General features: G+C 70.5%; 27 protein-coding genes. 14 read left to right on the forward strand and 13 right to left on the reverse strand.

The genetic code is table 11. The annotated features are described in order from the left end of the window. The first annotated feature begins 12 nt into the window (after positions 1 to 12). A complete protein-coding gene (gene cydB / locus LX16_RS07870; RefSeq protein WP_147135276.1) occupies positions 13 to 1,008 on the forward strand; it encodes a cytochrome d ubiquinol oxidase subunit II in 996 nt (331 codons plus the stop codon). A gap of 50 nt (positions 1,009 to 1,058) precedes the next feature. Here cydB and LX16_RS07875 read toward each other — a convergent pair whose 3' ends face one another. Both LX16_RS07875 and LX16_RS07880 read right to left on the reverse strand, forming a co-directional pair. After that, a complete protein-coding gene (locus LX16_RS07875; protein ID WP_147135280.1) occupies positions 1,059 to 1,769 on the reverse strand; it encodes a hypothetical protein in 711 nt (236 codons plus the stop codon). A 75-nt stretch (positions 1,770 to 1,844) separates the two neighbouring features. After that, on the reverse strand, positions 1,845 to 3,209 hold the full coding sequence (locus LX16_RS07880) for a serine hydrolase domain-containing protein (RefSeq protein WP_147135283.1): 1,365 nt from the start codon (positions 3,207 to 3,209) through the stop codon (positions 1,845 to 1,847). A gap of 70 nt (positions 3,210 to 3,279) precedes the next feature. Between LX16_RS07880 and LX16_RS07885 the strand changes: the two genes are divergently transcribed. Further along, positions 3,280 to 4,089, forward strand: a complete 810-nt coding sequence (locus LX16_RS07885; protein WP_158645519.1) for an inositol monophosphatase family protein — start codon at positions 3,280 to 3,282, stop codon at positions 4,087 to 4,089. On the opposite strand, the gene LX16_RS07890 is transcribed toward LX16_RS07885, so the two are convergent. Continuing rightward, positions 4,030 to 5,049 (reverse strand): tyrosine-type recombinase/integrase, encoded by a 1,020-nt coding sequence (locus tag LX16_RS07890; RefSeq protein WP_147135289.1) that lies wholly within the window; start codon positions 5,047 to 5,049, stop codon positions 4,030 to 4,032. The two genes, LX16_RS07885 and LX16_RS07890, sit on opposite strands and share 60 nt — an antisense overlap. A 75-nt stretch (positions 5,050 to 5,124) precedes the next feature. On the opposite strand from LX16_RS07890, the gene LX16_RS07895 reads away from it, so the two are divergent. After that, positions 5,125 to 5,616, forward strand: a complete 492-nt coding sequence (locus tag LX16_RS07895) for a GNAT family N-acetyltransferase (protein WP_147135291.1) — start codon at positions 5,125 to 5,127, stop codon at positions 5,614 to 5,616. Here the strand turns inward: LX16_RS07895 and LX16_RS07900 are convergent. Both LX16_RS07900 and LX16_RS07905 read right to left on the reverse strand, forming a co-directional pair. Then, positions 5,497 to 6,102, reverse strand: coding sequence for a methylated-DNA--[protein]-cysteine S-methyltransferase (locus LX16_RS07900; RefSeq protein ID WP_147135294.1), 606 nt, complete (start codon positions 6,100 to 6,102; stop codon positions 5,497 to 5,499). The genes LX16_RS07895 and LX16_RS07900 overlap by 120 nt on opposite strands. Positions 6,103 to 6,118: 16 nt before the next feature. Further along, on the reverse strand, positions 6,119 to 7,597 hold the full coding sequence (locus LX16_RS07905; protein ID WP_147135297.1) for an AlkA N-terminal domain-containing protein: 1,479 nt from the start codon (positions 7,595 to 7,597) through the stop codon (positions 6,119 to 6,121). Positions 7,598 to 7,785: 188 nt separating this feature from the next. Between LX16_RS07905 and LX16_RS07910 the strand changes: the two genes are divergently transcribed. The 3 genes from LX16_RS07910 (at position 7,786) to LX16_RS07920 (ending at position 10,286) form a co-directional block, all read left to right on the forward strand. Beyond that, positions 7,786 to 8,514: a hypothetical protein gene (locus LX16_RS07910; protein WP_147135300.1), complete on the forward strand. Its 729-nt coding sequence runs from the start codon at positions 7,786 to 7,788 to the stop codon at positions 8,512 to 8,514. A 736-nt stretch (positions 8,515 to 9,250) separates the two neighbouring features. Beyond that, positions 9,251 to 9,763 (forward strand): VOC family protein, encoded by a 513-nt coding sequence (locus LX16_RS07915; protein ID WP_147135303.1) that lies wholly within the window; start codon positions 9,251 to 9,253, stop codon positions 9,761 to 9,763. Positions 9,764 to 9,896: 133 nt separating this feature from the next. Then, entirely contained in the window at positions 9,897 to 10,286 is a 390-nt protein-coding gene (locus LX16_RS07920; RefSeq protein WP_147135306.1) for a VOC family protein, read from the forward strand. Between the two features lie 17 nt (positions 10,287 to 10,303). On the opposite strand, the gene LX16_RS07925 is transcribed toward LX16_RS07920, so the two are convergent. Continuing rightward, positions 10,304 to 11,371 carry a type I phosphomannose isomerase catalytic subunit gene (locus tag LX16_RS07925; RefSeq protein ID WP_211354339.1) on the reverse strand — a complete coding sequence of 356 codons (1,068 nt, stop codon included), beginning with the start codon at positions 11,369 to 11,371 and terminating at the stop codon, positions 10,304 to 10,306. A gap of 209 nt (positions 11,372 to 11,580) precedes the next feature. On the opposite strand from LX16_RS07925, the gene LX16_RS07930 reads away from it, so the two are divergent. Beyond that, positions 11,581 to 11,955: a VOC family protein gene (locus tag LX16_RS07930; RefSeq protein ID WP_147135312.1), complete on the forward strand. Its 375-nt coding sequence runs from the start codon at positions 11,581 to 11,583 to the stop codon at positions 11,953 to 11,955. Positions 11,956 to 11,967: 12 nt separating this feature from the next. On the opposite strand, the gene LX16_RS07935 is transcribed toward LX16_RS07930, so the two are convergent. Together LX16_RS07935 and LX16_RS07940 are read right to left on the reverse strand one after the other, a co-directional pair. After that, positions 11,968 to 13,551, reverse strand: a complete 1,584-nt coding sequence (locus LX16_RS07935) for a Na+/H+ antiporter (protein WP_147135315.1) — start codon at positions 13,549 to 13,551, stop codon at positions 11,968 to 11,970. A 98-nt stretch (positions 13,552 to 13,649) separates the two neighbouring features. Further along, positions 13,650 to 14,738, reverse strand: a complete 1,089-nt coding sequence (locus LX16_RS07940; protein ID WP_280176797.1) for a glycoside hydrolase family 183 protein — start codon at positions 14,736 to 14,738, stop codon at positions 13,650 to 13,652. A 172-nt stretch (positions 14,739 to 14,910) separates the two neighbouring features. Here LX16_RS07940 and LX16_RS07945 point away from each other — a divergent pair, with 172 nt between their 5' ends. Further along, positions 14,911 to 15,258: a YciI family protein gene (locus LX16_RS07945; protein ID WP_158645520.1), complete on the forward strand. Its 348-nt coding sequence runs from the start codon at positions 14,911 to 14,913 to the stop codon at positions 15,256 to 15,258. Further along, positions 15,251 to 16,468, forward strand: a complete 1,218-nt coding sequence (locus LX16_RS07950; RefSeq protein ID WP_147135324.1) for an RNA polymerase sigma factor — start codon at positions 15,251 to 15,253, stop codon at positions 16,466 to 16,468. The genes LX16_RS07945 and LX16_RS07950 overlap by 8 nt, the downstream gene beginning before the upstream one ends. Here the strand turns inward: LX16_RS07950 and LX16_RS07955 are convergent. The 3 genes from LX16_RS07955 to LX16_RS07965 are packed head-to-tail and all read right to left on the reverse strand — an operon-like array spanning position 16,448 to position 18,746. Then, complete coding sequence (locus tag LX16_RS07955; protein ID WP_147135328.1) at positions 16,448 to 17,233, reverse strand: alkaline phosphatase family protein; 786 nt, start codon at positions 17,231 to 17,233, stop codon at positions 16,448 to 16,450. The genes LX16_RS07950 and LX16_RS07955 overlap by 21 nt on opposite strands. Then, entirely contained in the window at positions 17,230 to 18,156 is a 927-nt protein-coding gene (locus LX16_RS27900; protein WP_147135331.1) for a GNAT family N-acetyltransferase, read from the reverse strand. Before LX16_RS27900 ends, LX16_RS07955 begins: the two co-directional genes overlap by 4 nt. Continuing rightward, complete coding sequence (locus LX16_RS07965) at positions 18,153 to 18,746, reverse strand: rhomboid family intramembrane serine protease (protein ID WP_147135334.1); 594 nt, start codon at positions 18,744 to 18,746, stop codon at positions 18,153 to 18,155. Before LX16_RS07965 ends, LX16_RS27900 begins: the two co-directional genes overlap by 4 nt. Before the next feature lie 367 nt (positions 18,747 to 19,113). Here LX16_RS07965 and LX16_RS07970 point away from each other — a divergent pair, with 367 nt between their 5' ends. From LX16_RS07970 to LX16_RS07985, 4 genes are all read left to right on the forward strand, one after another. Next, a complete protein-coding gene (locus LX16_RS07970; protein ID WP_147135337.1) occupies positions 19,114 to 19,428 on the forward strand; it encodes a putative quinol monooxygenase in 315 nt (104 codons plus the stop codon). A 175-nt stretch (positions 19,429 to 19,603) separates the two neighbouring features. Then, on the forward strand, positions 19,604 to 20,056 hold the full coding sequence (locus tag LX16_RS07975; RefSeq protein ID WP_147135340.1) for an Lrp/AsnC family transcriptional regulator: 453 nt from the start codon (positions 19,604 to 19,606) through the stop codon (positions 20,054 to 20,056). Positions 20,057 to 20,146: 90 nt separating this feature from the next. Further along, complete coding sequence (locus LX16_RS07980) at positions 20,147 to 20,812, forward strand: GOLPH3/VPS74 family protein (protein ID WP_147135342.1); 666 nt, start codon at positions 20,147 to 20,149, stop codon at positions 20,810 to 20,812. 35 nt (positions 20,813 to 20,847) lie between these two features. After that, complete coding sequence (locus tag LX16_RS07985) at positions 20,848 to 21,627, forward strand: GNAT family N-acetyltransferase (protein WP_147135345.1); 780 nt, start codon at positions 20,848 to 20,850, stop codon at positions 21,625 to 21,627. A gap of 46 nt (positions 21,628 to 21,673) precedes the next feature. Here LX16_RS07985 and LX16_RS07990 read toward each other — a convergent pair whose 3' ends face one another. Next, positions 21,674 to 22,873, reverse strand: a complete 1,200-nt coding sequence (locus tag LX16_RS07990) for an MFS transporter (RefSeq protein ID WP_147135348.1) — start codon at positions 22,871 to 22,873, stop codon at positions 21,674 to 21,676. Positions 22,874 to 23,053: 180 nt separating this feature from the next. Then, positions 23,054 to 25,990 (reverse strand): AfsR/SARP family transcriptional regulator, encoded by a 2,937-nt coding sequence (locus tag LX16_RS07995; protein ID WP_147135351.1) that lies wholly within the window; start codon positions 25,988 to 25,990, stop codon positions 23,054 to 23,056. A 249-nt stretch (positions 25,991 to 26,239) separates the two neighbouring features. Here LX16_RS07995 and LX16_RS08000 point away from each other — a divergent pair, with 249 nt between their 5' ends. Next, entirely contained in the window at positions 26,240 to 26,443 is a 204-nt protein-coding gene (locus LX16_RS08000; protein WP_158645521.1) for a mersacidin/lichenicidin family type 2 lantibiotic, read from the forward strand. The last annotated feature ends 43 nt before the right edge of the window (positions 26,444 to 26,486 follow it).

Consider the following 26,486-nt stretch of genomic DNA (forward strand, 5'->3'; position numbering starts at 1 on the left):
GAGGACACCACCATGGACCTACCCACCATCTGGTTCATCGTCATCGCGTTCTTCTGGACCGGCTACTTCGTCCTCGAAGGCTTCGACTTCGGCGTCGGCGCCCTCCTACCCGCCCTCGGCCGCCGCACACCCACCACCAAAGACACCATGCTCGCCACCATCGGCCCCGTCTGGGACGGCAACGAGGTCTGGCTCATCGTCGCCGCCGGCGCCACCTTCGCCGCATTCCCCGCCTGGTACGCCACCCTCTTCAGCGGCTTCTACCTACCACTACTGGCCATCCTGCTGGCACTCATCATCCGCGCCGTCGCCCTGGAATACCGCGGCAAACGCCCCGACCCCACCTGGCGCAGACGCTGCGACCTGGCCATCACCACCGGCTCACTCGTCCCCGCCTTCGGATGGGGCCTCATCTTCGCCAACCTCACCGACGGCGTCGCCCTCGACGCCCAAGGCCACCACACCGGCGCCCTCACCGACCTGCTCACCCCCTACAACATCCTCGGCGGCGCCACCACCCTCACCCTCTTCCTCACCCACGGCGCCATATTCACCGCCCTCAAAACCACCGGCGACCTACGCCACACCGCCACCCGCGCCGCCACCCGACTCGGCCTGGCCACCACCGCCATCGCCGGCACATTCCTCACATGGACCGCCGCCACCCACGACCGGCCCATCGTCACCGCACTGGCCGCCACCGCCACCGCGACCCTGTGCGGCGCCGTCATCGCCAACCACCGCCGACGCGAAGGCATCGCCTTCACCGCCACCACCGTCACCATCGCCGCTGCCACCGCGACCCTGTTCACCGCGATCTTCCCCGACGTCATACCCGCCGACGACCCCGCCAACAGCCTCACCGTGGCCGCCGCCGCCTCAAGCCCCTACACCCTCAAGATCATGACCATCGCCGCCGCCGTGTTCACCCCACTGGTCCTTGCCTACCAGACCTGGACCTACTGGGTGTTCCGCAAACGACTCACCGCCCCACCCGCCGGACACTGACCCACCCACCACGCGGGTGGGCGCGGCGCACCGACACCCACCCGCACCGGTCAACTCAACTCCGCCAACCGGGCCTCCACGGCCGCCAACTGCTGACGCAACCGCTCGGCCTCGTCAGCGGTCTCCTGCCGCTGCTGCTCCACGATCTCCTCCACCACCGCGGCCACCGCCGGCGAATCCAACGACTGCACCATCTCCACCGCAGTGGCCGCCTTCACCGGAACCGGCTTGGCGATCACCTTGGTGCCCTTGGACGCACCCACCGACCACTCGCCGTCCTTCCAACTCAACGTCACCGACAGCTCCGGCGCCTGCTTGGCCTTGGCGGTCTTCTTACGCGGCGCGGGCGCCACGGCACCCTCACCCGCCGACTGCTGCGGAACCGCAGGCTGCGCGTCCTCCATCGAACCCGACTCCTTCACACGATGCGAACCAGACGTTCTGCCGCCATTGTCCACTTCGTCCAACAGCGGCGGCCCCGCCGGAGGCCGGTTCTCCGGCTCGACGGGAACACTCTTGACCGCCGACTTGCGGCTCAACTCACCACGCGCGGGAACCCGCACCTCCGCAGGGGAGAACGGCAACTCGTCATGACCGAACCTCACCACCACGAAATCATCGACCCGGGGGTCCTCCAGCCGCACCACCTTGCCGGTCCGGCCGGCGATCTGACCGGCCGCCTCGGTGAACACCACCTTCGGATGCTTACCGGCAGCCAGCGTCTCCGCCAGCCCGGCGACATCCGACGTGGACAAACCCATCAGGGGCCTCCTTCCTCGTCGCTACACGTGCACCTGGCAAACCCAAGTCATACCAGCCGCCTGCGACAGGCCCGCTCACACCACCGGCCAACCCCGCGCCACACCACCGGGCACCACCTCACCACCCGGATACGGCACCCGCGTCAACACGAACGTCCCCACGTCCAGGTGCGACACCACACCACCGGCCCGCACCACCCGCAACTCCTCACCCGCGAAATACCCGTCCAAACCCCGCCACACACCACCCTCATCACGCCGGAACCGCGACGACGGCATCATCCCCGACACCGCCTCCAACACCAGACCACCATCGCCCGCCACCCGCAACACACCCACCGACGTCCCCCAGAACCACTGACCCGTCAACTCCAACAACCCCGCCGGCACCGACTCCACCGGCACCCACGGCACCACCTCCGCCGGCTCACACTCCAGAAAAGTCCGCCACAGATCCAACACACCCGGATCCGGCGGCGACGCCGTCGTACAGTTCCACAACCTCACCACCCCCACACCCGCGCCCTCATCCACCCACAGACCCGCCTGGAACCCCGGCATCGACCCACCGTGCCCCGCCAAGCGCGCCCCCTCCACACGCTGCAACTGCACACCCAGACCCGACCCCGACACCCACGCGTCACCGTCGACCACCACCCGCGGCCGCCGCATCCGCGCCACCGTCTCCGGCGACAACACCCCACCGGTGTCACCCAACAGGAACCGCGCCCACCGCGACAGATCCCGCACCGTCGACCACAACTGACCCGCCGGCGCCATCCACCCCGTCTCCTGCACCACCTCCGGCATCACCACCTCCGCGAACGGATGCACCGCCCACCCCGACACCGCCGACCCACCCGGCGACACCGACGTGTCCGGCATCCCCAACGGCGCCAACACCTCATCCGACAACACCTCGAACCAGTCCACGCCACCCCGGCACCGCGACACCAACTCACCCAACACCGCGAACCCCAGATTCGAATAGTGATGCCGGTCCCCGGCCGCACCCACCACCTGCGCACCCGACCACCGCGACCGCATCACCTCACCCGACACACCCTCCGACCGCTCCCACCACGGCCCCGGAGGCTCCGCCGACAACCCACCCGAATGCGACAACAACTGCGCCACCGTCCGGTCCGGAAACGGCGTATCCGGCACGAACGACCCCACCGCGTCATCCAGACCGACCACACCCTCCTCCACCAGCCGCATCACCAGCACCGCCACGAACGTCTTGGTGATCGAACCGATCCGATACCTCACATCCACACCCGGCGCCGGATCACCCGCCAACCCACCCGCCGCACCACTCCACACCAGGCCACCACCACGCACCACACCCGCCACCACCGACGGCAACCGCCCCGCCACCTGCGCACGCGCCAACGCCGCATCCAACCGAGCCGCCGTACCCTCACGCAGATCCACCATCCCGACACCCTAGAACCACCACCCCCACACACCCCCGACACCCCACCACCGCGTGACACACTTGGACACCGTGATCACCGCCGCGGAATACCACCACATCGCCGACACCGTCAAACACATCGCCGACGCCGAGATACTGCCCCGCTTCCGGCACCTCACCGACGCCGACATCACCGAGAAGAACCCCGGCGACCTGGTCACCACCGCCGACCGCATCACCGAGGAACGCCTCACCGAAACCCTCGAGAAAACCCTCCCCGGCTCCATCACCGTCGGCGAAGAAGCCGTCTCCGCCGACCCCACCGTCCTCGACCGCCTCCACACCGACCAACCCGTGTGGATCATCGACCCCGTCGACGGCACCTCCAACTTCGTCAACGGCGACCCCTACTACGCCTGCCTGGTATCCCTCACCCGAAACGGCGACACCATCGCCTCCTGGCTCTACGCACCCTCACTCCACACCACCGCCGGCGCACACACCGGCCGAGGCGCCTGGATCAACGACCAACCCGCCCACGCCGCCGACCCCACACCACCACCGGCCACCCTCGACATCGTCACCACCCACCGCAAACACGCCACACCACACCACCGCGCCCTCATAGACACCGTCGCCGCCGACCCACACACCCACACCAGCGACTGCCGCGCCGCCGGACTCTCCTACATAGACCTCACCCGCGGCCGCCACGAGGCCCTCCTCTACACCTGGGAGAACCCCTGGGACCACGCCACCGGCCTACACATCTACACCACCGCCGGCGGACACCACCAGACCCACGACGGCCACACCTTCCGCCTCGCAGGCGACAACGCCCTACCCTTCATCGTCGGACAACCCCACACCATCGACCGCGTCCGCGCCCTCATCACCTGAACCCACCAACCGCCGCAACGACCCGTACACCGGATTCGACCCCGCCGCCTGCCGCAACTCCCGCCCCGTCGCCCGCAGATACCCCTGCGTCGCCTGCAACGACCGATGCCCCAACAACTCCATCACCTCCACCGCCGACGCACCCGACTGCCCCAACCGCGTCGCGAACGTATGCCGCAACGCATGCACCAGCGCCCCCCGCTCCACCCGATCCGACACACCAGCACCCCGATAACACTGCCGCACCAGATACTGCAACTGACTACGCGTCAACGCCCGCCCCCGATGATCCACGAACAACGCCGACCGCGACCCCACCTCCCCACACCGCACCCGACGCGACTCCAGATACTCCACAAGCAACACCTCCAGCGGCCACTCCACCGGCACCACCCGATCCACCCCACCCTTACCCGCCCGCACCCACAACCGACGCTCACCCACCGGCCCCGCCACATCACCCACCTCCAGCCCCAACAACTCCGCACTGCGCACACCCGTCAACAACAACACCGCCAACACCGCCAGATCCCGCTGCGGCCAAGGAAACCGGCCACCCCGCGCACCCGCAGCCACCTCCCGCAACAACCGCTCCGCCGCATCCTCACCCCGCAACGGCTTAGCCCCCTGCCTGGGCAGACGCGGCCGCACCACCCCCTGCATCGGATTCCCCTCCACCACACCCTCCGCCACCAGAAAACCGAAGAACGCGTTCCACACCGACCACGCCCGCGCGATCGACGACTTCGCCCGCGAACGCGAAAACCCCGCGAAACCCGCCCGCATCACCGACACCGACAACATCCCACACTCCACACCAGACACCTCCACACCCAACACCCGCGCCACCTCCACCACCACACCCGACAGATCCCGCCGATACGCCGCCACCGTGTGCTCCGAATCCTTCCGCGGCGCCCGCGACACGAAGAACGCCTCCACCGCCGCCCCGAAATCCACCCTCAACACCTCCGAAACACACCCGACAACGACACCCGGCAGTATCCACCCCAGGTGAGACGGAAGGACAGACCGATGCACATCCGCGCCATGACCCACCACGACGCACCCCACGTCCACGCCATCCACCGCCACGGCATCGACACCCACAACGCCACCTTCGACACCACCCCACCCACCTGGGACGAATTCGACGCCACCCACCACCCACGCCACCGACTCGTCGCCCACGACGACCACACCGTCCTGGGCTGGGCCGCCGCCGCACCCGTCTCCCACCGCCACTGCTACCGCGGCGTCGTCACCGACAGCGTCTACATCCACCCCCGCGCCCACGGCAGGGGAGTGGGAACCCACCTGTTGGCCGCACTCATCCGATCCTGCGAAGACGACGGCATCTGGACCATCCGCGCCGCCGTCTTCCCCGAGAACACCGCCAGCATCGCCCTACACACCCGCGCCGGCTTCCGCACCCTCGGCACCAGCCACCACCTCGGCCGCCTCAACGGCACCTGGCGCGACGTCGTCACCCTCGAACGACGCAGCACCCGAAACGGCACCGACTGAACCCCACCACAACACCCCACCCGCCTCCAGGTCCAACAACGCGCGCTTACGCGCCACCCCACCGGCATAACCGGTCAACGCACCCGAGGCACCCACCACCCGGTGACACGGCACCACGATCGACACCGGATTACGCCCGTTGGCCGCACCCACCGCCCGCGCCGCCGACGGCACACCCAACCGCCGCGCCAACGCACCGTACGTCACCGTCTCACCGGCCGGAATCTCACACAACGCCCGCCACACCCGGTTCTGGAACACCGTCCCCGCGAACCGCACCGGCACCTCGAACCGCCGCCGCCGCCCCGCGAAATACTCCGCCAACTGCCGCTCCACCTCCTCGAAACCCGAATCCACCGACACACCCAACGACACCGCATCCGGGAAATACCGCTGCCCCGCCAGATACAGGCCCGCCAACTCACCCCCCTGCGACACCAACGTCAACTCACCCAACGGCGACGACACCCGCTTATGCACCCGCATCACACACTCCCTCGCATCAATCCACCGGCAACCGGTTGATCGCATGATCCCCGGTCGCCCACAAGTACTGCACCGCATACGCCCGCCACGGCCGCCACGCTCGCGCCCGCGCCGTCAACGCACCCGCCGACACCGGCAACCCCAGACCCTCCGCGGCCTGCCGCACACCCAGATCCGTCGCCAGGAACGCATCCGGGTCACCCAACGCCCGCATCGCCACCGACTCCACCGTCCACGGACCCACACCCGGCAACACCGACAACCCCGCACGCGCCGCCTCCCAGTCGGCACCCACGTCCAACACCACCTCACCCGAGGCCAACACCGACGCCAACCTCGACACCGAATCCCGCCGCGCCGCCGGCATCGCCAACACACCCGACAGATCCGCCCCCGCCAACACCTCCATCGACGGGAACAACCGCGAAAGCCCACCACCCTGCGGATCCACCACCTCCTCACCGAACGCCTCCACCAACCGGCCCGCGTGAGTCCGCGCCGCCGCCGTCGACACCTGCTGACCCAACACCGCGCGCACCGCGAACTCCGCCGGATCCACCGTCCGAGGCACCCGCCGCCCCGGAGCCTTCGCCACCAGCGGCGCCAACACCTCGTCCCCGCTCAACAACTCGTCCACCGCCACCGGATCGGCGTCCAGATCCAGCAACCACCGGCACCGTGAGATGGCCCGCGACAGATCCCGCAGATCCGAAAGCCACAACAGGCAGTCCACATACACCGGACCCGGACGAAGACTCACCACGCCACTGCCGTGCGGCAACCGCAGCGTCCGCCGATACGCGCCCTCCCGCCACTCCTCCACACCCGGCACCGCCGTCGCCGCCAGATGCCCGAACAGGTTGTCCGGGCACAACGGCTGCCGGAACGGCAGACGCAACCGCAGCATGCCCGCCTGCGCCTGTACCGCACCACCCCGGGCACGTTCCCGCAACGCGCTCGGGGTCATACCGAACACCTGCGCGACCGTCTCGTTGAACGTGCGGATACTGGCGAAGCCCGCCGCGAACGCCACCTGCCCCAACGGCAACGCACTCGTCTCGATCAGCAACCGCGCCGTCTGCGCCCGCTGCGACCGCGCCAACGCCAACGGCCCGGCACCCAACTCCGCGCGCAACTGCCGCTCCACCTGGCGCACGCTGTACCCCAGCCGCGACGCCAAGCCCGGCACGCCCTCCCGGTCGACCACCCCGTCACCGATCAACCGCATCGCGCGCGCCACCACGTCGGCACGCACGTTCCACTCCGGCGACCCGGGGGAGGTGTCGGGCCGGCACCGTTTGCACGCCCGGAATCCCGCCTGCTGCGCCGAGGCCGCACTCGGGTGAAACCTCATGTTCCGCGGCTTGGGCGGCACCGCCGGACACGACGGCCGGCAGTAGATGCCGGTGGTCACCACCCCGGTGAAGAACCACCCGTCGAACCGGGCGTCCTTGGCCTGTACCGCCCGCACACACCGCTCGAAATCCTCATGCATGCCACAAGAGTGCCCCCGGCAGCCCCCGAAACCCGGCGAGAAAACGACACGACCACACGGATCACAACCGGCCGACCACACCGGCCCCACGGGCAACACCGGCCACCCCGCCGACTGCGCCCGAGACCACCCGCCAGCCCCACTCCCGGGCGCATGCTGTCACCCACCGCACACGAACGGACACTCCGATGGACCGACCACGTCGCACCGCCCCGCCGCCTCTGTACCGCACCCTTCCCGGATTCGCCGCACCCGCCGCACCCGACTTCACCGCCGAACGCGACCGCCTGGCCACCGACTGGACCACCACCAACGGCAAGGACATCCGCCAACCCGGCATCGCCAACCTCTCCACCGCATACGTCACCTACCGGCGGCAACGCGACCGGCACGCCACCGCGCAATGGCGCACCGACCGCACCGAGGTCCACATCAGCGGGAACCCACACGCCCACGGCAACCCACGCCGCAGGCTCTACACCGGCGGCGTCAAGTTCAGCTCACGCCCGCCCGACCGCATCGACTGCTCCGAACCGAAGGTGTTCTCCGAGGTCCGGCGGGCCCTGGGGATTCTGCGGATACAGCCGGGCGCCCCGGCCACACCCGTGGTGTACCTCCACACCGAACACGGCCCGTGCCGTGACTGTCGTAAGGCATTGATCGCCCTGATCAGGGATCACACCTGGGTCGATTTCACGCTCGTCTGGCGGCGTTGGTTCCAGGACGACTACGACGGCGCCCCCGACAACTGGAAGGGCCCCGACGTCCACACCGGGAGACGCCTCACCTGGCGGCACACCACCGAACTCGCCGACAACGGCTGGCCCGCACCGGTCGCGCGCGCCGAACCGGGTCGCGGTCGACCCGACCCCACCGCGAACCCCTTCGACGCCCTGCGTGACCTGCCGCCGGACTGACCGACCGGCGAACCGGGTCCGCCTCGACGCGGACGGGCACCACGCCCCGGCGGCGAGCTCATGGCGCGTAACACTCGGTGAGTGATCGACCACCGTCGCGCGTGCCGCGCGATCGGGTCGCGGGGCAGGGGAGGCACGTACGCGGTAACGCCACGGGCGCCCGGGCGGCGGGGGAGAGGAGCCGCGGCCGCCGCTCAGGTGAGACGGCGCCGCCGGGGGCGGACGTACGAAGCACCGACGGGCGGGGGTCGTGTCACTGCCTGTTCGTCGACGAAACAGCCGAAAAGTGTGATGAGGCATAAAACGTCATGTTTTACGCATAACGCTTATTATGCTTAATTCACATCGATCCGCGCCGAAGGTGCCGCATCACCACCGGTGCCCGGAATCCGGCGGGCGCACACCGGTACCGCACAGCGCCCCCTCGGGCGGCGCCGCCTCCAGCGCGTGCGTGCGGTATCCCGCGGTGCCTGTCGCGTCGGCTCGATGAAGGGACACGGAGATGGCCGGGCCGCAGTGGACCAAGCCCACCGGCAGGACCCGGTGGGCGCGCGGATCCGTAGCTCGACCCCCCTCTCGCCGCAAGTCCTGTTTGGTTGATAATGGATATTATGTAAAGTAAACCGGTCCGGGACCCATACTCACACCCCTCCCGGGACCACCGCCGGAATCATCACACGCCGGAATCCGTACTTGTGGCCCGTGGCCGGCCACAAGTGGCTCTACCTTTCGAGTCATGGACACGACGACCGACATTCCGGCAGCCACGCGACACAACACCGTCAACGGGTTCATCATCGCCAAGGACGCGGCCGGACTCATCGAGTTCCTGACCGAGGTGTTCGACGGCCGTGAGGACCTCGAAGCGCACACGCCCGACTGGTACGCCGACGACGGGACGCTCATCCACGCCGAGGTGCGCATCGGCAACTCACTACTCATGGTCGCCGACCGGAAACCGGACTGGCCGTTCACGCCCGCGATGACCCAGGTCTACGTCAGCGACGCCGCGCAGACGCTGCGTCGGGCCGTCGGCCGTGGAGCCACCGTCGTCACCGAGGTCTCCCCGTTCTACGGCGGCCTCGACATCGCCCGGTTCCTCGACCCGTGGGGCAACCTGTGGTGGCTGTTCGCGCCGGCCGCCGACGACGCCGGTGAAGAGTCCTCACCTGAGTCGAGCGATTCGGAACCCGGCCCGGTCTACACCACCCTGCTCGACGCGATGCGACGACTCCACGATCCCACCTGAACCCTTGAACCACGTACGACAGCCCCGGCCCACGGCGTCCGCCGTGGGCCGGGGCTGTCGTACGTGGACGGTGTGGGTGGTTCTCCCCCGGCCGGGTCGAGGCGCGCGGTCGTGGACGGCTTAGGGTGGCCGAATGCCAGCGCGATTGACCGTCATCGAGATCATCACCGCCGACCTCGCCGCCTCCCTGAGCTTCTACCGGCGGCTCGGGTTGGACATCCCCGAGGTCGAGGACGACGCCGAACACGTCGAGACCGACGCCGGTGGCGTCCGGTTGTCGTGGGACAGTGTGGAGCTGATCGAGAGGATCAACCCCCGCTACGTCCGTCCCGCCGGTGGGCCGCGGGTCTCGTTGGCGTTCGAGTGCGCCGACGCCGCCGAGGTGGACCGCCTGTACGGGGAGCTGGTGGCGGCGGGTGGCCGTGGCGAGATGGCACCGTTCGACGCCGAGTGGGGGCCGCGGTACGCGGTGTTGTTCGACCCGGACGGCAACGGTGTCGACCTGTACTCCCCCGCGCGTTGATCGTCGTCGGCCGACGATCAACGGCTCGGCGTGTCGCCGTGGAGGCCCTCTCCGAGGGTGGCGATCAGGTGGGGTGGGTATCCGGCCGCCACCAGTGGGGCCGCCACGTCGCGTGCGAGGTCGGGAAGGTATCCGCATAGGACGTCGGCCGGGCCGGCGATCTCCAGCTCCGCGCAGGAGGCCGGGACGAGCAGTGTCTGCGCGGGTGCCAGTCGTGTGGACCGGTTCGGTGTGGTGACGTGTACGGTGGCGCCGACGTTGGTGAGGATCTGCGCGGTGTGGAAGGTGTGGCGGAACGGTGCGGTGGTGCCGGCCCGCCACCGTTCCAGCGCGAAGTGGGGACCGGCGCACAGGAACAGCCGGTCCACGCCGTCACCCAGGGTGATCTTGAGGCCGGGGGTGGGTTCGGGTCGCAGGTCGAGGTCCACTTCGCGCATGAGCATGTCGAGGTTGGCGGTGAACTCGGCGTCGGGTACGGCCGAGCCGTCGGTCATGTTCCACCGCATCGCGTGTTGTTGGATGTCGGAGGTCTGTTCGATCTCGTAGACGAGGGTGCCGGGGCCGAAGCTGTGGAGTGTGCCGCCGGGGACGTACAGGGTCTCCCCCGGCCGCACCGGGAGTCGCCGCAGCACGGCGTCGAAGTCCTGGGCCTCCAGGGCGGCGCGGAGTCGTGCCGCGTCGATGCCGCGCGTCACGCCGCACAGTGCGGTGGCGCCGGGTCGGGCGTCCAGGATGTGCCAGGCCTCGGTCTTGCCGTTGGGTTGGGCCTCCAGCCGCCGGGCGGTGTGGTCGTCGGCGTGGAGGTGGACCGGCAGGGTGCCGGTGGCGTCGATGAACTTGGTGAGGATCGGGAAGCGGTCTCCGGTCCAGTCGGGGCCCATGAGTTCACGGGGATGTGCGGCGAGGAGTCGGCGGAGGGTGTGACCGGCCAGGGGTCCGTCGGCGACGGTGGTCTGGGAGGTTTCGACGTCGCTGCATTCCCAGGTCTCGGCGATGTTCCAGTCGGGGATGCCGGTCTTGCCGAGGTGTTCGGCGATGGCGTGGCCGCCGAAGACGAGGGTTCGGGTCGTCGCGGTCAGTCGCATGGGGTGCAGAATGGTCATCGGCGTGGCCGCGGGCGTCGGGTGCCGGGCTGGAACATTCGTCTCCCGTCTTCGGACCGTTCGGGTGTTTCGGGCGAATCGTATCGGGCCGGTGGTGGTGATGGCGGGTGTTCTCTCACCGACGGTGGTCGTCCGGGTCGATCGGGTGATGTGGCGTGTGCCGGGGTGTGGGTGGCGGCAGGATGGGTGGCATGGACAGGCCGTGGATGCGAGTGCCGACGATAACCCTGGACGCGCCGAGGGCGGTGGAGTTGGCGCGGTTCTACCAGCGGTTGTTGGGGTACGAGATGGTCGTCGACGAGGGCGACTGGGTGATGTTGAAGGATCCCGCCGGTGGGGTGGGGTTGTCGTTCCAGAGCGAGGAGCACTTCACGGCACCGGTGTGGCCGGCGACGCCGGGTGCGCAGTCGATGATGATGCACCTGGAGGTGGAGGTGCGTGACCTGGCGGCGGCGACGGAGTGGGCGTTGGAGTGCGGTGCGCGGCTGGCCGGATATCAGCCGCAGCAGGACGTGCGGGTGTGCCTGGATCCGGTGGGGCATCCGTTCTGCCTGTTCACCGGTTGAGTCGTGCGCCGGTCACCGTAGTGACCGGATGTCGATCTGGCGTAGTACCCGGTCGACGACTTCGGGGGCGGTGCCGGGTGCGGTGCGTTGCTCCAGGACGGCGCCGCGCGCCGCCGACAGGATGTCGGCCTGGGTGTCGCGCAGCAGCGCCAGGTGCCTGATGCGGCGGTTGGTGGCCTGACGGATCTCGGTCTCCATCGGGCGTGGGCTGATCTTGGTCTCGAAGGCGGCGAGTTGCCGGTGGAGTGTCTCGCTGACGTCTTCGGGTAGGTCCTGTTCGGTGTCGATGGCCTTGAGTCGTCGCCGGGCGGCGTGTGCGGCGACGGTGGCGAGGTGTTTCTCCAGGCGGCGTTCGGCTTGGGAGTCGGCTTTGACGCCCAGGGTGCGCACGACCCAGGGCAGGGTGATGCCCTGCAGTACCAGGGTGGCGATGACGACGGTGAAGGCGACGAAGAGGATGTCGTCGCGGGCGGGGAACGGGGTGCCGTCTTCGGTGTGGAGTGGGACGGCCAGGGCCAGGGCGACGGTGGCGACGCCGCGCATTCCGGACCACCACATGACGATGGTCTCGCGCCAGGTGGCGGGGATCTCGGAGTCGGTGTCGGGTGTGGTGGTCTTTCTGGCCAGCCAGGCGGCCGGTAGCAGCCACAGGAGTCTGACGGCGATGAGGACGGTGGTGACGAGGGCGCCGGTGGCGAGGAGTTCACCGAGTTTGCCCGACCAGGAGTGGAAGAGGTTGTGCATCTCCAGGCCGATGAGTCCGAAGGCGACGCCGGTGACGAGGGTGTCCACGATGTCCCAGAACGCGGCGCCGGTGAGGCGGCCTTCGATGTCGTCGGCGTCGGCGTTGAACTCCTGGAGTACGAACGCGGCGGTGATGGTGGCCAGGACTCCGGAGCCGTGGAGTTGTTCGGCCAGGGCGTAGGCGGCGAAGGGTACGAGCAGGGTGAGGCCGACTCGCAGGTTGGTGTCGGCCAGCAGGTCGGACAGTTTCCCGGCCGCCCATCCCAGGACGACGCCGACGGTGATGGCGACGGCGGCCGACAGCAGGAACTGGCCGATCGCGGAGGGCCAGGAGAAGGCGCCGGTCACGGCGGCGGTGACGGCGAGCCGGTAGATGACGATGGCGGTGACGTCGTTGAAGAGTCCTTCGCCTTCGAGGATCGCCATGATGCGGCGTGGGAGGCCGAGGCTGGAGGCGACGGCCGATGCCGCGATGGGGTCGGGTGGGGCCACCAGGGCGGCCAGCGCGACCGCCGCCGCCAGTGGGAGTCCGGGGATGACGGCGTGGGCGACGGCGGCGACCGCGGCGGTGGTGACCATGACGAGTAGGACGGCCAGGAGCAGTATGGGGCGCCAGTGGGTGGTGAACTGTCGCCAGGAGGTGCGGCGGGCGGCGGCGTAGAGCAGGGGTGGCAGTACCAGCGGGAGTATGTAGTCGGGTGGGATGTCGACGGCGGGAATGAACGGTAGTAGGGCCAGCCCGATGCCGAAGATGGTCATGAGGATGGGGGCGGGCAGGCCGATGCGTCCGGCGAGGGGCACGGTGACCAGTGCGCCCAGCATGAGGATGAACAGCAGCGCGAGTTGGTCCATGTGCGGGTGCCCCAAGCCTGATGGTGTCGGTGTGTTGTGAGGCTATGGGCGCCGTCGGGTGTGCGGGGGTGTTTCGGGTTCGTGTCGTGGGTCGGTTTTCAGGTGCGGAATCCGCGGATGCGGTGTTGCATGACGCGGTAGGGCCAGCCGGTGGAGGTGTTCCATTGGCTGACGGTCAGGTGGAGGTCGTCGAGGGTGGAGCCGGGGATGATGTAGCCGCCGTAGAGTTGCGCGACGTGTGAGTCGTCTTCGTGGCCCCAGCTTCCGCCGTGGATGAGGGTGCGGCGGTGTGCGGTGTAGAGGTTGGAGGTGGGGGTGTCCATGATGATGCCGTCGATGCGGTAGTCGCCGGCGTTGAACCAGGTGAGGACCCATTTGCCGCCCAGGGGGCGCAGGCAGAGTTCGCCGAAGCGTCCGGTGAGGACGGGTGTGGGTGGGTGTCCCCATGCCCAGTGGCCGTCTCGCCATCCCCAGGGTTGGTAGGCGGTGGGGTCGGTGATGCGGTGGGCGGGGACGCGGTGCAGGATGATCGGTTTGTCGCGTTGGAAGCCGGTGGAGTAGACGTAGACGTATCCGTCGTTGCCCAGGCCCCAGGTGAGTAGTTGGAAGAGGCCGCCGTGGAGGCCGGCGTCGAAGTGGGTGCCGGTGTGGGTCCAGGTGGTGCCGGAGTCGTCGCTTCGCCACAGTTCGGTCCATACGACGTTGCCGAGTCCCTTGTTGACCATGGCGTGGAGGTACATGGTGTCGCCGATGGTGATGACGTCGCCGGGCAGGACGGTGGAGAAGACGGGGTTGTCGTGGTCGTAGTGCCACAGTTGTCGGGCGTGTGGGCCGCCGACGGCTTGCGACCAGGTGACTCCGGTGTTGAGGTCGGTGGTGGTGGAGTAGAGGGCGACCGGGGAGCGCCACCAGCCGCCTCCGACGTGGGCGTGTTCGAATGTGTCGCCGAAGACGTAGAGGGTGCGTCCGTCGGGGGTGGTGGCGGGTATGCCCAGGTCGGTGGCCTCCATGCGGAAGGTGGTGGTGAGGCCGGGGCCGGTGAGGTCGGCGATCTTGGTGACGGTGACGGCGGTGGTGGCGGGGTCGGCGGCGGCGGGTGTGGTGCCCAGGAGGGCGGCGCCGGTGGCCGCGGCGGCGGTCTTGAGGAGTGTGGAGCGGCGGAGGGGTCGGTCGAAGAGGGGGTGCACGGGGGTCTCCTGCCGGTGGAGTGTGGTGTCGTGTGTCGTTCGTACCATGGGTGGGCGGGGTGTGGTGGTGGAGATCTCTCGGCGTGGATGTCGATGTGGGCCGGTTGTGGTGCGTCAGTGTGGGTGAGACGGTGCCGACGGGCGGTGCCGGTGAATGGGAAGGAAGCCGGGCGTGAAGTACGCGTTGTTGTTGTACGGGCGTGAAGAGGCGTGGGCGCAGGCGAGTGAGGCCGAGCGGGCGGCGGCGTATGCGGCTCACGAGGAGTTCGGGCGGTTGCTGGCCGCGCGTGACGCCGAGCGCGGTGGTGAGGAGTTGGCGGCGTCGGCCACGGCCACGACGCTGCGTCGTTCGGGTGAGGACGTCGTGCTCAGTGACGGGCCGTATGCCGAGACGGTGGAGCAGTTGGGTGGCATCTACTTCGTGGAGGCCGCCGACCTGGACGAGGCGTTGGAGTTGGCGCGGGCGTGTCCGTCGGAGGTCGTGGAGGTGCGGCCGGTGGTGGAAATGGCCGGTGACTGACGTCGGTGACCGGCTCGACCAGGCGTGGCGGCGGTACTGGCCGCGCCTGGTCGCGGGCCTGGCGGCGCGTTTCAGGGATCTGGGGTTGGCCGAGGACGCCGCGGCGGACGCGTTCGCGGCGGCGTCGCGGGTGTGGCCGGTGCGTGGGGTTCCCGATGAGCCGATGGCGTGGTTGACGACGGCGGCGACGCGTCGGGCGGTGGACCGGGTGCGGCGGGAGCGGGTGCGTGCGCGGTCGTTGCCGTTGTTGTTGGTCGATGAGGGCGATGACGACGACGATCTGTTGCGTCTGGTGTTCACGTGTTGTCATCCGGCGTTGTCGGTGACGTCGCAGGTGGCGTTGACGTTGCGGTATGTGTTGGGTGTGCCCACGGCCGAGGTGGCGGCGTTGTTGACGGTGGCGGAGTCGGCGATGGCGGCCCGGTTGACGCGGGCGAGGGCGAAGTTGTCGGGTGCGGGTGTGGCGTATCGGGTGCCGTCGCCGGAGGAGTTGCCGCAGCGGTTGTCGGCGGTGTTGTCGGTGGTGTATCTGGCGTTCACGCGGGGGTATGCGCCGCGGCGGGGTGGTGAGGTGGCGTCGGTGGAGGTGGCCGCCGACGCGATCGCGTTGGGGCGGATGCTGGGTGATCTGATGCCGGGTGAGCCGGAGGTGCGGGCGTTGTCGGCGTTGATGATGCTGCAGCATTCGCGGCGTGACGCGCGGGTCGACGCCGATGGTGGGTTGGTGTTGTTGCCCGATCAGGACCGTGGCCTTTGGCGGATGGGTGAGGTGGCCGAGGCGGTGCGGTCGTTGCGGGGTCTGGTGCGGGCCGGGGTGACGGGGGGCCGGTATTTCCTGGAGGCGTGTATCGCCGCGGAGCACTGTGTGGCGGGGCGTCCGCAGGACACCGATTGGCGTCGGATCGCGGGCTTGTACGCGCGCCTGGAGGTGTTGACGGGTTCGCCGGTGGTGCGGGTGAACCGGGCGGTGGCGGTGGCCGAGGTGGAGGGGCCGCAGGCGGGGTTGGATCTGTTGGAGGGTGTGGACGGGTTGTTGCCGCGGTTTCATCTGTTGTGGGCGGTGCGGGCGGACCTGGCGGGCAGGTTGGGGCGCAGGGATGAGGCGGTGGCGGCGTATCGGCGGGCGTTGGAGTCGGTGACGGGCGCGGCGCAGCGGCGGTTCCTGGAGGATCGGTTGGCGCGTTGGGAGTCACAGCCCGAGGGGTCGTAGGGCGAGTGCGTGGATGTCGGCGTGTTCGACGTGGGCGCAGGTGTCGGGGTTCAGGCCGGGGCCGGAGCCGGCGATCCAGGCGGTGCGTTCCAGGTCGGAGTCTCCGCCGTGGCCGCCGCCGTCGCGGTGGCCGTGGTCGGTGACGGCCAGGATCGTCCAGGTCTCGGTGTCGTAGCCGGGTCGGGAGGCGATGGCGTCGAGGACCTGTCCGACGCAGGTGTCGGCGGCTTCGACGGCTTTGCGGTACTCGGGTCCGGTGCCGTGGTCGTGTCCGGTCTCGTCGACTTGACCGATGTAGACGAACGCGATGTCGATGTCGGTGCCGCGTAGGGCGTGGGCGGCGTGGTCTGCGGTGTGTTGGTCGGATTCGGCGTCGCCGCCGGTGTGGCTTCCGGGTGGCCGGGGCGGGGTGTAGAAGGAGTGGGGGCGGAAGACGGGGCCGCCTTGGGCGTCGGTGAGCAGTGGTAGCCATCCGGCGGCGGCGTAGCTGCGGTATCCGGCGGCGGTGGCCTTTGCCAGGAAGCAGGGGTGGTCGGCCAGGTGGTTGCCGGTGAGGTCGTTGCCGAGGATGCCGTGGGCGTCGGCGTGGACGCCGGTGGCGATGGTGGCCCAGCAGGGTCCGGAGATGGTGGGGTTGACGTCGCGGATGCGGGTCCGGGTGAGGAACCCGGTGGCGGCGATGCCGTCCAGGTGTGGGGTGTGTGCCTGCTGGAGGGTGTCGAAGCGGACGCCGTCGATTCCGAATACCACGACTTTGGGTGTCATGTTCTCCCCTGTTGTGATTCGCCCTGGGCGGTGATCATGTCATGTGTGGAGGTGTTCGGGGGGCGGTGACCCAGCCAGTGGCCGGGATTGATGCCGTGGAGGAGGCGTGTGCCGCCGGGCAGGCGCAGGTGGCCGTCGCGGGTGAAGCCGGTCTTGGCCAGGGCGCGGTGGGTGGCGGTGTCGTGCGGGTCGCTGTCGGTGATGACGTGCGTGGTGTGTGGGTGGGTGTGGGCGACGTGGCGCAGGAGTGCCCATATGACGGCCGGGCCGATGCCGCGTCCGCGCCATGCGGGGTCGGTGATGATGACGCCGTGGTGGCTGCCGGTGGCGGCCAGGTGGTCGGGTAGGTCACCGACGGTCGCGGTGTGCGCGGTTCCGGCGGGGCGTCCGTCGATGGTGACGTGGTGGCCGGTGACCGGGCAGGTGTGTGTGGCCGGGTGGGGTGGGCACCAGGGGTGGTCGGTGGTGGGGGCGTCGGGCAGGGTGACGTGGACGGTGGGTACGGCCGCGGCGGTGGTGACGGCGTGTCCGACGACGGAGGGCAGGCAGCGGGCGGCGGCGGTGTCGGCGGTGACCCATTCGTGGCGGTCGTGTTCGGCGTCGAGCCGTATCGGGGTGTCGGAGGGGATGTCGGCCAGCCACAGGGCATGGCCGCGTCCGAGGTCGACCGGTTGCAGGTCGTGGCCGGCGATTCCGGTCTCCTCGTGGAGTTCCCGTGTGGCGGCGGGCAGGACCGCTTCGCCGGGTTGCCGCATGCCCGAGGGGGTGGTCCACGCCCACAGGCCCTCGTGGTGGACGCCTTCGACGGCGCGGTGCAGGATCAGGTATCGGTGGCCGTCGGGGTGTCGGCGCCGCACCACGACGGCGTTTCCGCGTGGCGCGGACGGTGTGATGGCCACGCCGTCCCAGGTGGTGTCGTTCATGTGGTGGCCACCGGTGGGCGTGGTGTGCGCAGCATCCAGGCGGCGGTGAGGCCGCCGAGGAGCCCGAAGAGGTGGGCCTGCCAGGAGATGCCGGGTTGCTGGGGTAGCACTCCCCACAGGATGGAGCCGTATACGACGACCACGGCGGCGGCGATGAGGATGTCGCGGAGGCTGCGTTGGAGTGCGCCGCGTGCCACGAGGTATCCGAAGTAGCCGAAGACGACGCCGCTGGCGCCGACGGTGACGGTGTGGGGTGGGGAGGTGAACCAGACTCCCAGGCCGCTGATGAGGACGATGACGCCGGTGGCGGCGGCGAATCGGGTCAGGCCGGTCCAGGCGGCGAGGGCGCCCAGGACCAGGAGCGGGACCGTGTTGGCGCTGAGGTGGTCGTATCCGGAGTGCAGTAGGGGCGCCAGGAGGATGTGTGGCAGGCGTTCGGGGTTCCAGGCGATGATGCCGTACCGGTCGAGGTCTGCCGGGAGTAGGAAGTCGACGGTCTCGACGAGCCACAGCAGCGCGGTGACCAGGCCCCACAGGAGGGCGATGTCGCGGACGCGGGTGCGTGGGGCCGTCTGCGGGGTGGGGTTCATGGGGTTGCTCCTGCCGCGTGCGGGATTCGAGTGTGTCAAAGCGCGGGAGGGGGCGGCCGGGCCGGGTGGCGTGGCCACCGGCACGCGCACGGGCGGTGGCCACGCCGCAGCGGTGGCCCGGGTGCTGTGTGGGCCGCTGCGTGAAGCCGCCCGGTCGCGCCGGGCAATGCGCGGTGTGGGCGGGCTTCCGTCGGTGTGCCGGCCGGGCATGGGCGGCGCACCGGGTGGCCCGGCCGTTCGCGGTCGGCCGGGTTGCGCGTAGCCTACGGAAAAATATCTACGGATTCAAGACCGTGGATGAAAATTCGTTGGTGGAGCCGGGTCGCGGCGGTGGATCTTCCGCGTCGTGTGGCGATACGGTGGCGGGATGATCATCGTGCACGCCGAGGTCCGGTTGCTGCCGGAGCACCGCGACGCCGGGCTGCGGCTGCTGCGGGAGTTGGCCGAACGCACCCGAAGCGGCGACCGGGGCTGCCTGGAGTACCGCTATCACGTCGATGTGGACGACCCGCTGCGGCTGGTGTGCGTGGAGGTGTGGACCGACGAGGCGGCGCTGCGGGAACACCTGGCCGCCCCGCACATGAACGACCCGCGCAGCCGCTTCTCCGAATACACCGACGGCTCCGAACAGGTGCGGGTCTACCGGGCCGAGCCGGTGCGACCGGAAGCGATCACCGGGTGAAGCGCTCCCACACCACGAGGTCGTAGACGGAAGCGGGCCGTGCCCGGTTCCCGGCGGTGCCGGTCGCTTCTCCCCCGCCACCGCCGGGTCGCCTGTCGCGGGTGGTGGCCTCGGTGGTCGCGCATGCCGACATCATCGGTTGGACGCGCCGGGAAATCCACGGTATCCATGGCGCATGGTCGACGACATCACCCTCGACGCCACCGACTGGCGGATCCTGGCGGTCCTGCAACGCGACGGCCGCCGCGGCTTCACCGACCTGGCCAGGGACGTGGCGATGTCGGCCAGCGCGGTCACCGAACGGGTCCGGCGGCTGGAGAGGGCCGGTGTCATCCGCGGGTACGCGGCGGTGGTCGATCCCTCGGCGGTGGGGTTGCCGATCACGGCGCTGGTGCGGTTGCGGTACCCGCACCCGGACTACCGGGCGTTCCACGACATGGTGGAGGTGACTCCCCAGGTGGTGGAGGCCCACCACGTCACCGGGGAGGACTGCTTCGTGGTGAAGGTGTTGGCCGAGTCGATGCCCGACCTGGAGGCGATCGTGGCGCGACTGGCCGCGTTGGGACCGGTCACCACCAACGTCGTGTACTCCTCCCCGCTTCCGAGGCGGCCGGTCCTTCGAGGATGAGACGACGGCCACCGCGCCGTCCCCTGGGAGGACGAGGGAGTCGTCCCGGCGACCGAGGTGTGGGTGGGCGCGGCGGCCTAATCTCGAGGCATGGTGATTCTGGCCGAAGAACTGTTGCTGTTGGCGTATCGCGACGACACCGGCCGCAACCAGGTGTCGCATCTGGAGTTGGGCCTTGCCGGGGCGTTGCTGCTGGAACTGGCGGTGGCCGAACGGATAGACGTCGTCGACAAGCGGGTCACGGTCGTCGACTCCACTCCGACGGGTGACCCGTTGCTGGACGACGCGCTGGCGCGTATCGGCGCAGACCGTCCCCGCAAGGCGCAGTTCTGGGTCCAGAAACTGTCCAAGCGGATCGTCGCCACCGTCTTGGACCGTCTCGTCGCGCGGGGCACGCTGCGGCATCATCCCGACCGGGTGCTGGGACTGTTCCCCTTCCAGCGGTACCTGCCGGTCCCCGGTGACCGCGTCGAGTCCGACGCCCGTGACCGGCTCGCACACGTGGTGGCCACCGGTATGGCACGCGACGCCCACGACGCCGGGTTGGCGTCGCTGGTGTACGCGCTGCAGATGGAACGCAAGGTGTTCCCCGACCGGCGCCGCAAGGAGGTCCGTGCCGCGTTGAAGGCCGCCGGTGACGGCGCGTGGGCCTCCCAGGCGACCCGGCAGGCGGTCGAGGCGGCGCAGGCGGCGGTGATGGCGGCGATCACCGCCGCGATCGCGGCCTCGGCGGCGGCGACCGGTTCCTCGGGCTGACAATCCGGTTGCCGGTTCCGGGCCGGGTCGGGAACATGACCCCGGTGAACAGAGCCGAGTGGTTGGAGACGTTCGACGCGCGGGTGCGGCGGCGGGCGCGACCGGATTCGACGCGGGCGCGGGTGGAGGACACCGGCGCGGTCGTGCGGCAGGTCGCGGGCCCGGACGGGTGGAACGGTGTGCTGTGGTCGGGCCTGGGCGACGACGCCGCCGAGGTGATCGCCGCGCAACGCGACCACTTCGCGGCGCTGGGCGTGGAGTGCGAATGGAAGCTCTACGGCCACGACCTGCCCGCCGACCTGCCCCGGTTGCTCACCGAGGCCGGTTTCGTGCCCGAACCGACCGAGACGGTGATGGTGGCGGCCACCGCCGACGTGGCGGCTGCGCCGGTGCTGCCGCCGGGGGTGGTGTTGGTGCCGGTCACCGACGCCGAAGGCGTGGAACGCGCCGCGCGGCTCCACGCCCGGGTGTTCGGTGTCGATCCGGGTGGCCTGCGCAAGCGGCTGCTGCGCAGGCTGGCCGAGGCCCCGGGAACCGAGGTCGCCGTCATGGCCGAGGCCGCCGAGGGACCGGTGTCGGTGGCCAGACTGGAGTGCGACGGCGACGGGTTCGCCGGACTGTGGGGCGGGGCGACCCTGCCGCACTGGCGGGGACGGGGCCTGTACCGGGCGTTGGTGGCGCATCGCGCCGGCCGCGCCGCCGCGGCCGGTGTCGGCTATCTGTACGTGGACGCGCGCGACACCAGTCGGCCGATTCTGGCGCGGCTGGGGTTCCAGGCGTTGACCACGACGACGCCGTTCGTGTGGCGGCCGTGACGTGACCGTGGGGGTGGCCCGGGACCGGGGCCACCCCCACGGTGCGCTAACGCGATGCGGGTACGGCCGTGTCGCGGGGCGCCGGGAGCCACCACCACGCCGCGACCAGGAGGTACACCGCGGCACCTGCGACGAATCCACCGGCGTGACCGGCGGCGTAGGCCGCCACCGCGTACCACAGGTAGGTGCCGATACCGGCGAACTCCGTGCCGAGGCCGGCCACCGAGGTCACCGTCGCGCGGGTCCGGGCGTCGATGACGTCCTGCAACCTGGCGTCGGCGGCGACGTTGAGCAGTTGATAGACCCCGAACGCCACGGCCAGGACCGCGAACCCGGGAACCCCGGCCCACCAGGCGGCCGCGGCGGTGGCCGCCGCCGTCGACACCAGGACCACCGCCGAGGTCCGGTCGCTCCAGGTCGCGGCCGGTGCCGCGGCCAGTCCACCGGCTGCCTGGCCGGCGGCCACCGACAACACCAGCAGCGGCACCAGCCACAGCCGGTCGGTGCTGTCGGCGGCCAGCAGTGGAATGAACTCCTCCAGGCTGCCCCACACTCCGGCTACCAGCGCCAGCACGGTCGCGCGGCGCCGGGCGAGGCGGTCGCGGCGCAGTAGGCGTAGACCGTCCCGCAGGGTGTGCCGGTATTCGGTGACCGCGGCGCGGATCGACACCGGGGTACCGGAGTGCTCGGGCAGCCCGGCGGCCACCACCGCGCTCGCCAGTCCCGCCGCGACGCTGGCGGCGGTCACCAGCGGATAACCGCCGACCGTCAGCGCCGGTGACGCCACCGCCGCGGACGCCAGGACCGCCACCGCTGCGATCGCCTTGACCCGGCCCATGGTGTGCGGATACCGGTCGGTGGCCGACAACCGGTCGAGGGCGTCGTAGGTGAGGGCCTCGAACGCGCCGGACCGCAGTGCTCCGCCGAGGCCCCACAGCACGAACCCGGCGGCGAATCCCACGAAGGACGGTGCCAGTCCCCACAGCAGGAATCCGCTCGCGGTGAGGAGGGGCCCGGCCACCAGTAGGGCGCGCCGGGACAGGGTGTCGGCGAGTGCGCCGGAGGGGACCTCGGCCAGGATCGACGTGGCCGACCACAGCACGAACAGCGCGGTGACCTCACCCACCGACAGGCCGTGCGCGGTGAACAACAGCGCGTACAGGGGGTACAGCAGGACGAAGTCGTTGAGGAAGGTGTAGCAGTACAGCCGCCTCGACAGGCGTCGACGCGGTGATCGAGTGGACATGAAGGAGTGGGACCTCTTCTGTGCGGATGGACGGGACCGGTGGTGGCCGGTGAGGCCGGTGGTCCTCGTGCCGCACAGTGGGGGCCGAGTCAGTGAGATCAATGTCGCCAGGTCATGCACTCATTGTGCACCGACCGTGCCGGGCGGTTCGCCGGAGGTGCCGTCCGGTCGGTCTCCTCCTCAACCGGCCGCCGGGTGTGGTCCCGGCAGCGCGTCCACGATCCGGGTCATCAGGTCGTCCTCCGGGGAGGGCAGTCCCGGGGTGATCGCGGCCAGGTGCCGGGCGTGGAGCCTCGCGTCGGCCGGTTCGGACGCCGCCTCGTACGCGCGGGACAGGATGCGGTGGGCGACGCGTTCGGCGGTGGGGCGGGCGACCGCGCGGGCCGCGACGAGACAACGGTGGCCGGCCGCGACGGCCTCCAGGTGGCGGCCCCCACTCAGGTGGGCGACGGCCAGGCCGGCCAGCGCGAACCACGCGTCGACGCGGTTGCCGAGGTCGTCGCAGATTCCGAGTCCGGCGGTCAGGTCGTCGACGGCGGCGTCGGTGAGGCCGGCGCCGCAACGCACGACACCCAGCAGGGTCAGGTCGGAGCCCTCCCCGGCGCGGTCGCCGTCGGCGCGGCGGCGGGCGAGGGAGGCGGTGAGCCGGTCGGCGGCCCGGTCCCACTCGCCGAGCAGTCCCTCGACGACGGCCAGGTTGTGGGCGGCGGTCAATCCGATGCGGACCCGGGCCTCGGTGGGCGCGACGACGTCCACGCACTCCTGGAGCAGGGCACGGGCCGCCGGAAGGTCGTCGCGGCGGACCATGGCGAGGCTGAGGTCGTTGAGCGCGGCGACCTGGGCGTAGGTGTCGCCGTCGGCGCGGGCGGACACCAACGCGCGGTCGATGTGCGCCGACGCGGACTCGTAGCGGCCGAGGTAGATCTCGGTGCGGCCCAGATGCAGCAGCGCACGACGCAGGGGCGTCTCGTCGCGCCGCCCGTCGGCGCCCTCGACGGCCGCCTGCGCCAGGGCGTGCGCCCGGTGGAAGTCGCCGCGTTTGCGCAACGCCCACGCCAGCGAGTTGACGAACGTGACGGCGTGGAGTGCCTCGTCACCGCCCAGGGCGACGGCCAGGCGGGCCGCGGCCAGGATGTTCGGCATGGAGGCGTCCAGCCAGGGACCCACCTCGTCGTTGCCGCGCACGGCCTGGTCGACCAGCATCGGGTCGGCCAGGGTCGCCGGGTCGACGCGCCGTGGCAGCCGCCCGCGCTCGGGCCGTAGGAGCTCGTCGACGTGGATCGCGCAGGCGGCGTAGTAGCCGACGGCTCTGCTGCGGAGCCGGTGCCGGTCACCGGGTGCGATCGCCTGGGCGGCGCATTCGGCGGCGACCGCGCGCACCATGTCGTGTACCCGGTGGTATCCGTCGCCGTCGGGGACGACGAGCTGGGCGCGGACGAGCCGGGTCAGGGCGGCGTCGCACGCGGCGACACCGTCGACGCCCAGCGCGGCGGCGATGAGACCGGCGTCGAACGTCGGCAGCGGTAGGACACCGATGGCGTGGAACGCCTCGGTGGCGAGCCGATCGGTACCGGAGCTGCCGGAGGCGATCAGGTCGTATCCGACCCTGATGCTGGATCGGACGCCGACCCCGTCGACCTCCAGGGAGTCGAGGCGGCTGCGGTGGTCGGCGAGACTGGCCGCCAGGCGTCGCGCCGAAAGGTCCGGTTCCCTGGCGAGACGACCGGCCGCCACGCACAACGCGAGCGGCAGGTGGTCGCAGTGGGCGGCGATGAGGCCCAGTTCGGACCAGTCGGTCCCGGAGCGGTTCGAGATCCGGTCCAGCAACGCGATCGACTCCGACGGCGCCAGGTGGTCCAGTCGCAGCGACAGCGAGGCCGGCAGGGGCAGTGCCGCCCGGCTGGTGACGATGACGGCGACCCGCGTGGCGTCGTCGAGGATCGGCGTGACCTGGGCGGCGGATACGGCGTTGTCGAGGACGACCAGGGCGCGCGTCGTACGGCCGAGTCTCTTGAGGAGGTCCGCGGCGTCGGTGTCGCCGGTCGGGACGTCCCGCTCGGGGACGCCCAGCAGGATCAGGCACCGGCGGACGACCTCCGACGGCGACAGCGGACGCAGACCCGGCGTGGATCCGTGAAGGTCGACGTGGATCTGCCCGCCGGGGAACAGTGACGCCACGTCGTGGGCGACCGCGACCGCCAGCGCGGACTTTCCGACTCCACCCGGTCCGTGGAGGGCGACCAGGCGGGGCGCGGGCCCGTGGGACAACTCGCGGCGGATACGACCGGACTCGGCGGCGCGGCCGGTGAACGCCGGGGCCGGGGGCGGTAGGCGCCCCGCCGTGCGGGTGCGCGGCGTGTCACGGGTGACCGGGTGGGGCGCCGGGCCGTCACGCAGGATCTCCAGGTGCAGCTTGCGCAGCGCCGGCCCGGGCTCCACTCCCAGATCCGCCGACAGGCGTTCGCGAAGCCGCGCGTACTCACGCAACGCGTCCGACTTTCGTCCACTGTGGTAAAGCGCGAGCATGAGGCGCTCCACGAGTGACTCACGAAGCGGATGACCGTCCAGGTGGGAGACGATCTCGGCGATGACCTCGCGGTGGCGGCCACCGGCGGTCTCCAGGTCGACGAGCCTCTCGAAGGCCGACAGTCGTTCCTCCTCCAGGCGGATGCGCACCGCGTCGACGAACGCGCCGTCGACGCCGTCGAGGGCGGGCCCGCGCCACAGCTCCAGGGCGCGGCGCAGACCCGCGACGGGCTCGACGGCGGCGCGCCGCGCCGAGGCGAGCGCCGCCGAGAAGTCCGACAGGTCCAGGCCACCCGACGGTACCGGCACCACGTAACCGGACGGTCCGTTGTGGATTACGTCGTCCGCGCCGTGGCGGCGGAACATCCGCCGCAGCGCCGACACCGCGGTGTGCACCTGGGTCGCGGCGGTGGGGACCGGGCGGTCACCCCACACCGCCGTCACGACCTTCTCGGTGGAGACGGCACGGTCGGCGTTCACCAACAGGTACGCGAGGATCGAACGCCACCGGGGACGCGCGACCTCGACGGGACGACCGTCGATCTCGGCCCGGAGCGACCCGAGGATCGCGAAACGGATTCTGCTCTCCACGTGTCGCCTGCCGCGGTTAACGAATGGTCAGCCCAGATCCCGGAACGGTACCACTACGCCGCCACCACGACGCCCCATCCCCACCGGCGCGGATGACCAGGACCGTTACCTCCCACCGGGTCCGGCGCCGCACCCGCGCGGTTAGCCGGCGGTTAGTGCGCGACGAGCCCACGGTTGGGCACGCCTCGGCAGACTCGACGCACTCGCCCGGCGGGCCGAATCGCCGGGCCGTCGATGCTAGGAGTCCCCATGTCCACCGACACCCTCACCCGCGCATGGACCGACGTGGAGTTCCGCGCCACCCTCAGCGACGCCGAACTCGACCTGCTCGCCAACCCGGCGGGCGACCTGGACGCCGAGATGAACGAGCTCGCCGTCCAGGAGGCCACCGCGGTGTCGACCGCCTGCACCAAGTGGTCGGGCCTGACCCCGCCGCGGCGCTGCTGCTGCTGACCGGCCCACGAGGCGGGCACCCGCGCGGTGCCCGCCTCCCGCG

The organism is Stackebrandtia albiflava (assembly GCF_007994225.1).
GTDB classification, from domain to species: Bacteria; Actinomycetota; Actinomycetes; order Mycobacteriales; family Micromonosporaceae; genus Stackebrandtia; species Stackebrandtia albiflava.

Coding starts and splice junctions, on each gene's coding strand:
- cydB (WP_147135276.1), top strand. CDS start 13: ATGGACCTACCCACCATCTGGTTCATCGTCATCGCGTTCTTCTGGACC.
- LX16_RS07875 (WP_147135280.1), bottom strand. CDS start 1,769: ATGGGTTTGTCCACGTCGGATGTCGCCGGGCTGGCGGAGACGCTGGCT.
- LX16_RS07880 (WP_147135283.1), bottom strand. CDS start 3,209: ATGGTGGATCTGCGTGAGGGTACGGCGGCTCGGTTGGATGCGGCGTTG.
- LX16_RS07895 (WP_147135291.1), top strand. CDS start 5,125: ATGCACATCCGCGCCATGACCCACCACGACGCACCCCACGTCCACGCC.
- LX16_RS07900 (WP_147135294.1), bottom strand. CDS start 6,102: ATGCGGGTGCATAAGCGGGTGTCGTCGCCGTTGGGTGAGTTGACGTTG.
- LX16_RS07905 (WP_147135297.1), bottom strand. CDS start 7,597: ATGCATGAGGATTTCGAGCGGTGTGTGCGGGCGGTACAGGCCAAGGAC.
- LX16_RS07910 (WP_147135300.1), top strand. CDS start 7,786: ATGGACCGACCACGTCGCACCGCCCCGCCGCCTCTGTACCGCACCCTT.
- LX16_RS07915 (WP_147135303.1), top strand. CDS start 9,251: ATGGACACGACGACCGACATTCCGGCAGCCACGCGACACAACACCGTC.
- LX16_RS07920 (WP_147135306.1), top strand. CDS start 9,897: ATGCCAGCGCGATTGACCGTCATCGAGATCATCACCGCCGACCTCGCC.
- LX16_RS07925 (WP_211354339.1), bottom strand. CDS start 11,371: ATGCGACTGACCGCGACGACCCGAACCCTCGTCTTCGGCGGCCACGCC.
- LX16_RS07930 (WP_147135312.1), top strand. CDS start 11,581: ATGGACAGGCCGTGGATGCGAGTGCCGACGATAACCCTGGACGCGCCG.
- LX16_RS07935 (WP_147135315.1), bottom strand. CDS start 13,551: ATGGACCAACTCGCGCTGCTGTTCATCCTCATGCTGGGCGCACTGGTC.
- LX16_RS07955 (WP_147135328.1), bottom strand. CDS start 17,233: ATGACACCCAAAGTCGTGGTATTCGGAATCGACGGCGTCCGCTTCGAC.
- LX16_RS27900 (WP_147135331.1), bottom strand. CDS start 18,156: ATGAACGACACCACCTGGGACGGCGTGGCCATCACACCGTCCGCGCCA.
- LX16_RS07965 (WP_147135334.1), bottom strand. CDS start 18,746: ATGAACCCCACCCCGCAGACGGCCCCACGCACCCGCGTCCGCGACATC.
- LX16_RS07970 (WP_147135337.1), top strand. CDS start 19,114: ATGATCATCGTGCACGCCGAGGTCCGGTTGCTGCCGGAGCACCGCGAC.
- LX16_RS07975 (WP_147135340.1), top strand. CDS start 19,604: ATGGTCGACGACATCACCCTCGACGCCACCGACTGGCGGATCCTGGCG.
- LX16_RS07980 (WP_147135342.1), top strand. CDS start 20,147: ATGGTGATTCTGGCCGAAGAACTGTTGCTGTTGGCGTATCGCGACGAC.
- LX16_RS07985 (WP_147135345.1), top strand. CDS start 20,848: ATGACCCCGGTGAACAGAGCCGAGTGGTTGGAGACGTTCGACGCGCGG.
- LX16_RS07990 (WP_147135348.1), bottom strand. CDS start 22,873: ATGTCCACTCGATCACCGCGTCGACGCCTGTCGAGGCGGCTGTACTGC.
- LX16_RS08000 (WP_158645521.1), top strand. CDS start 26,240: ATGTCCACCGACACCCTCACCCGCGCATGGACCGACGTGGAGTTCCGC.